Here is a 5,476-nt window from a genome sequence, read left to right on the forward strand (position 1 = left end):
CCCGAGCGACGTCGCGATGCGGCGGAGCGTGGGCCAGCGCATGGCCGCGGCGACGATCGCGGCGGAGACCATCGGGGCGACGGGTGCTGCGGGAACCGGCGCGACCGGGACCGCCGGGACGACCGGGGCCTGAGCGGTTCCGAGCAGCGCCTGCTGGCGGACCTGGCGCACGCGGCCCACGAGGAGCTGGAGGAAGCGCCCGACGAGGCCCGGGTTCACCGCGGGACCGGGGCCGCGCGCGCGACCGAAGAGCCCCGGACGCATCGCGTTGCCGGCCCGGCCGAACAGGGCGGTGTGCAGGACTCCCAGGAGGGTCCGCATCCGCTGCACGACCGGTGGGCGTCCCGCCCCGGTCGGTGCTCCTGCCCTCGACGCCGGTGGACCGGACGGCGGAGCGCCCGTGCCCTCGTCGCTGCGCTGTGACGACAGGGCCTCCGCGAGTCGGCGCTCCACCGCGTCGACGACCGGTTCGTCGACCGTCCCGGGAACGACCTCGTCGACCGGTGCCGTCGCCCGCTGCACGGTCTGCCGGCTCATCAGGTCCGCGACGCGCCTGTTCCCGACGGCTCGCTGCAGGGCGAGCACGTGCGCGCGGGACGTCGGCCGGCCGGTGACGTCGACGGTCGTGGCCTCCGCGTCCGGGTGCGCCCGTGCGCGCGTGGGCTGCGGCGCGGCCCGTCGGGCGGGGGACGAGTCGTGCTCCTCGTGAGACGGCATCCGCCCTCCGCTCGATGGTCGTCCCGCACAACTCTGCGGCGGCCATCGCCGGACGGGCACGCCGATCGGCTGTCCGAACGGGAACCGTCCCTGCCCGCAGGGGCATCGGCTCGTGGACGCCGCCGCGCGGACGACGACATGCCCCGGAGGGGTCAGGCGAACAGGAGGAGGGCGAGGAGGGTGAGGTTGAGGGCGACGACCAGGGCGACCACGACCACCAGGGCCGCGTGCAGCCAGGGGCCGTTGCGGTCGGCGCCCATGAGGGTGCGGTCGCGGGTCAGGCGGACCAGCGGGATCACCGCGAACGGGATGCCGAAGCTCAGCACGACCTGGCTGAGGACGAGGGTCCACGTCGGGTCGGCCCCGACGGCGAGCAGCACGATCGCGGGCACGAGCGTCACGACGCGGCGGACCAGCAGCGGGATCCGGCGGTGGATCAGGCCCTCCATGATCGTCGCGCCGGCGTAGGCCCCGACGGACGTCGACGCGAGCCCGGACGCGAGCAGCCCGACTGCGAACGCGATCCCGACGGCGGGTCCGAGCGCGGAGACGATCGCGGCGTGCGCGCCCTCGATCGTGTCGGTCCCGTCGACGCCGCGCAGCGCGGACGCGGCCAGCAGCAGCAGCCCGATGTTGACGAGCCCGGCGATGACGAGCGCACCGCCGACGTCCCAGCGGGTGGCGCGCAGCAGCCGGACACGGCCCTCGCCCGCGGGCGCGTGCCCGTGCCGGTCGCGCACGAGGGCGGAGTGCACGTAGATCGCGTGCGGCATGACGGTCGCGCCGAGCATGGACGCGGCGAGCAGGACGGAGTCGGTGCCGTCGAACCGCGGGACGAGCCCGGACAGGACACCGCGCGCGTCGGGCGGGCTGACCAGCAGCCCGGCGAGGAAGCCGACGGTGATGACCGCGAGGAGCGCGACGACGACGGCCTCGAAGCGCCGCTGCCCGTACACGTTCTGCGTCGCGAGCAGGACCATCGAGACCACACCGACGATGAGCCCGCCGAGCGGCAGCGGCACCCCGAACAGCAGCTGGAGGGCGATGGCGCCGCCGACGACCTCGGCGATGTCGGTCGCGGCCGCGACGAGCTCGGCCTGCCCCCAGAACGCGAGCCGCGGACCGCGCCGCATGCGCTTGCCGAGCACACCGGGCAGGGAGTCGCCGGTGACGAGCCCGAGCTTGGCGGACTGGTACTGCACGAGCACGGCCATGACGTTGGCGGCGACGAGCACCCACAGCAGCAGGTACCCGTACCGCGCACCGGCGGTGAGGTTGGCGGCGACGTTGCCGGGGTCGACGTAGGCGATCGCGGCGACGAACGCGGGCCCGAGCAGCAGCGGCGTGCGACGTGGCTTCCGGCGTCCGCCGGGGCCGACGGCCTCCGCGCGCTCGACGTCGACGTCGACTCGGCTCACCGCTCCTCCTGGAAAGTTCGGGTGGCCGAAACTCTATACCCGGACGTCCGCATCCTCACGACGACGAGCCGGACCGCGGCGGACGGAGCGCGGGCGTCCGCCGGGCCTACGTCGGGCAGCGGGCCGGCAGAGCCTCGCCGCCGTCAGGCCGCGTCGACCTCGCGCACCCACCGGGACGCCGGGGCCGCCGTCTCGTGGAAGCCGACCTTGCCGAAGTACTCGCGCATCTCCGGCGCCGGGTCGACGTGCAGCTCGCGCAGGCCGTGCGCGGCGAAGACCCCCGAACGCCGGTACACGAACTCCCCCGGCGTGAAGTCGCGGAACCGGGTCGTCACCCAGTCGAGGTCGACCACGCCGACGCCGTCCCCGACGTCCCGCACGACGACCACGCCGACGACCTCGTCGCCGCGCGCGACCAGGAACGCCGACGCGTCGTCGGCCAACGCGAAGCCCGGCTGGAAGCGGCCGATCTCCTCGCCGTGCACGTCGAGGAAGTGCCGCAGCCACGCGTCGCCGGTCCCGACGTCGACGACCGCGTAGGCGCGCTCGTCGTGCCGCTCGCGCAGCAGCCGCCACAGCCAGTACACGTCGATGATCGCGATCGCCCCGTTCATCACCGCGAACGCCCAGATCCCGACGATCGCGTTGTAGCCCGTCGCGAGCACCGCCCCGACCAGGTTGAGCACGCGGAACCGCAGGACGCGCGCCTGCATGAGCGACACGACGACCAGGACCGATCCGAGCCACCCGACGACCTCGAGCCAGAGCATGCCCGCCAGTATCCCCGCCCCCGCGAGCGGCGCCCGGCCCTCGCACGGGGCGCTGCGCCGGACGGGTGGCGCCGCCCCGCCGGGTGCGACGGACCCGCCTCGTCAAAAGGTCTCGACCGCGGCCGACGGACGGGTCGACCCTGGGTGGCATGGCGTCATGGTCGATCCACGAGGTGCCCGTGCCCGAGTCCGTCGACGCGCCCGGGGCCGGACCGCTCCTCGCGCTCACCGACGTGGCCAACCGTGTCGTCGCGCACGAGTGGGGCAACCACGACTACGACCGCACGCCGCAGGAGGTCCTCGGCGCGCTCCGCGACCAGGCGTACGTGCGCAAGCCGCGCTTCCTCGTCACCGACGACGACGGGACGCCGCTCGGCTACCTCGCGATGCTGCTGCCGTTGCAGGAGAACACGCACACCGCGTACGTCGAGATCGGCGTGCTCCCCGAGCACCGCGGGCAGGGCATCGGGTCCGCGCTGCACGACCACGCGCTCGACGTCGCGCGCGCCGCGGGGCGCCGGGTCCTCACGGGGAGCACCGACCAGCGTCACGAGCCGGCCGAGGGCGACGGCACGGTCGTCCCGAGCACCGGCACGGGACGCGTCGCGGCCGACGACCCCAACGTCCGGTTCGTCGCGTCGCGCGGGTGGAAGCTCGAGCAGGTCGCGCGCCGGTCCGTCCTCCCGGTGCCCGTCGACCCGGACGTCCTCGCCGCGCACCGCGCGCAGGCGCAGGCGTCCGCGGGCGACGAGTACCGGATCGTGCACTGGGGGTCCGCCGCCCCCGACGAGTGGGTCGACGAGTACGCCACGCTCAACACGCGCATGAGCACCGACGTCCCGCTGGGCGGCCTCGACTACGAGGAGGACGTCTGGGACGCGACGCGCATCCGCACGACCGAGGCGCAGTTCGTGGACCGCGGCATCGAGCTGGTCGTCGCGGCCGCCGAGCACGTGCCGACGCGCACGCTCGCCGCGTACACCGTGCTCATGCTGCCGCCGGAGAACGAGGAGTTCGTGCACCAGGAGGACACGCTCGTGCTCAAGGAGCACCGCGGTCGACGGCTGGGGATGCTCGTCAAGGCGGCGAACCTCCAGCGGCTCGCGGAGGTCCGGCCAGGCGCACGACGCGTCGCGACGTGGAACGCCGAGGAGAACTCCTACATGCTCCGCATCAACATCGACCTCGGCTTCGCGCCGAGCGGTGGCGCCGGGGAGTGGCAGCTCCGTCTGGAGTGACGAGGCTCCGGTCGAGCGCACGGCCGGATGCCGCGGCGCCCGCCCCCGAGGGGACGGGCGCCGCGCGTGCGTCCGGCCCGGCGAGCGGGACGCGGCGCGTCAGGCGCCGACGGCCGTGCCGTGCGGCTGCGAGCGCGCCCACCAGCCGGACCAGCGCTCCTCGACCTCGGCGAACGTCGCGTCGTCGATGCCGTACGTCGAGAGCACCGCGCCGACCGTGCCGTGCGGCGGGTGGCTCGCGACGGGCACCTCGGTGATCACGAGGAACGACTCCGTGATCCCGTGCAGCTGGATCCCGAACTGGTGCTCCGCCTTGTAGACCAGCGTCCCGCCGAGGAGCGTGCCGTCGGGGCGTCGTGCCTGCACGTGGCCGCCCACCGGGATGCCGCGCACGCCGTGCAGCCCCGCGCGGTCCAGCAGCCGGTCGCTCCGGTCGCCCGCGTCGAGCCCGAACACCGACAGGGTGCGGCGCTCCTGGCCCGGGTGGGCGCGGAGCAGGAACTGCAGCTGGTGCGCGAACTGGATCCAGCCCTCGTCGATCGGGTCGTACACGCCGTCGTACGTCGCGAGCCCGTCGTGGCTGCGGCGCGTGATCGTCAGGTGCGTGTGCCCGGGGTCGTGCGAGGCGGCGGTCACGGCGATGACGTCGTGACTCGGCGTCGTGAGCGTGTGCGTGAGGTTGTCGCCCTCGTACGCCTGCCCGACGACGGGCTGGGCGACGAAGTAGTCGCGGATCTCGGCGTCGAGCCCGTCGTAGTCCCAGCCGAACCACTGCCGGACGAGCTCCGGCTGACGCAGGTGCGCCCACGCGGTGTGCAGGTCGGCGTGCAGGTCGAGCGACACGATCTCGCGGCGGTCGAGCGTCATCGGGACATCACCTCGGCGTCGTCGGCGGGGTCCGTCACCGCCCGGTGCCGGACCCTTCCGACGGTAGTGCGACCGGCGCGCCGCCGCCTCACCACGACGTCCCCGAGCCGACGACGCGGTCGCGCGGGGCCGTCAGCCCGTGGCGTCGAGCCCGTCAGCCCGTGGCGTCGAGCGGCAGGACGGCCAGGGCGTCCGGGTCGACGGCGAGCGGGACGACGCTGCCCGGGTCGAGCTGCACCCCGACGGGTGCGAGCGCGGTGACCGGCCCGATCCCGTCGACGTCGACGCGCACCTCCACCGGCCGCGCCGCGAGGTCACCGCGAGCACCACGCCCTTGACCCCGTCCACGGGCGTGATCAGCAGGTTCACGCCGAACCCGCCGCCGACGCCCGCGAACGCGGCGGCGAGGCCGGCGAGCGGGTGGCGGCCGAGCGACGCGAACACCGCGGCGGCGAGCGGGATGAGG

General features: G+C 74.7%; 6 protein-coding genes and 1 pseudogene. 1 reads left to right on the forward strand and 6 read right to left on the reverse strand.

Annotation, left to right across the window (positions count from 1 at the left end):
• The 3 genes from HGA02_RS09150 to HGA02_RS09160 form a co-directional block, all read right to left on the reverse strand.
• A partial coding sequence (locus tag HGA02_RS09150) for a hypothetical protein (RefSeq protein WP_210728362.1) occupies window positions 1-321 on the reverse strand: 321 nt, incomplete at its 3' end.
• Window positions 322-869: 548 nt separating this feature from the next.
• A complete protein-coding gene (locus HGA02_RS09155) occupies window positions 870-2,135 on the reverse strand; it encodes an Nramp family divalent metal transporter (protein ID WP_168678748.1) in 1,266 nt (421 codons plus the stop codon).
• Window positions 2,136-2,278: 143 nt separating this feature from the next.
• Window positions 2,279-2,905, reverse strand: coding sequence for a YgjV family protein (locus HGA02_RS09160; RefSeq protein WP_168678749.1), 627 nt, complete (start codon window positions 2,903-2,905; stop codon window positions 2,279-2,281).
• Window positions 2,906-3,054: 149 nt separating this feature from the next.
• Here HGA02_RS09160 and HGA02_RS09165 point away from each other — a divergent pair, with 149 nt between their 5' ends.
• Window positions 3,055-4,143, forward strand: a complete 1,089-nt coding sequence (locus HGA02_RS09165; RefSeq protein WP_168678750.1) for a GNAT family N-acetyltransferase — start codon at window positions 3,055-3,057, stop codon at window positions 4,141-4,143.
• A gap of 99 nt (window positions 4,144-4,242) precedes the next feature.
• Here HGA02_RS09165 and HGA02_RS09170 read toward each other — a convergent pair whose 3' ends face one another.
• The 3 genes and pseudogenes from HGA02_RS09170 to HGA02_RS21805 all read right to left on the reverse strand — a co-directional run.
• Window positions 4,243-5,010 carry a hypothetical protein gene (locus HGA02_RS09170; protein ID WP_168678751.1) on the reverse strand — a complete coding sequence of 256 codons (768 nt, stop codon included), beginning with the start codon at window positions 5,008-5,010 and terminating at the stop codon, window positions 4,243-4,245.
• A gap of 154 nt (window positions 5,011-5,164) precedes the next feature.
• On the reverse strand, window positions 5,165-5,308 hold the full coding sequence (locus HGA02_RS21650; RefSeq protein ID WP_210728364.1) for a hypothetical protein: 144 nt from the start codon (window positions 5,306-5,308) through the stop codon (window positions 5,165-5,167).
• Between the two features lie 98 nt (window positions 5,309-5,406).
• Window positions 5,407-5,454: pseudogene (locus tag HGA02_RS21805) on the reverse strand (hypothetical protein); the annotation flags it as partial.
• Window positions 5,455-5,476: the final 22 nt, after the last annotated feature.

Origin of the sequence: Cellulomonas septica, from assembly GCF_012396155.1 — a bacterium.
GTDB lineage: Bacteria > Actinomycetota > Actinomycetes > Actinomycetales > Cellulomonadaceae > Cellulomonas > Cellulomonas septica.

Coding starts and splice junctions, on each gene's coding strand:
- HGA02_RS09165 (WP_168678750.1), top strand. CDS start 3,055: ATGGCGTCATGGTCGATCCACGAGGTGCCCGTGCCCGAGTCCGTCGAC.
- HGA02_RS09160 (WP_168678749.1), bottom strand. CDS start 2,905: ATGCTCTGGCTCGAGGTCGTCGGGTGGCTCGGATCGGTCCTGGTCGTC.
- HGA02_RS09170 (WP_168678751.1), bottom strand. CDS start 5,010: ATGACGCTCGACCGCCGCGAGATCGTGTCGCTCGACCTGCACGCCGAC.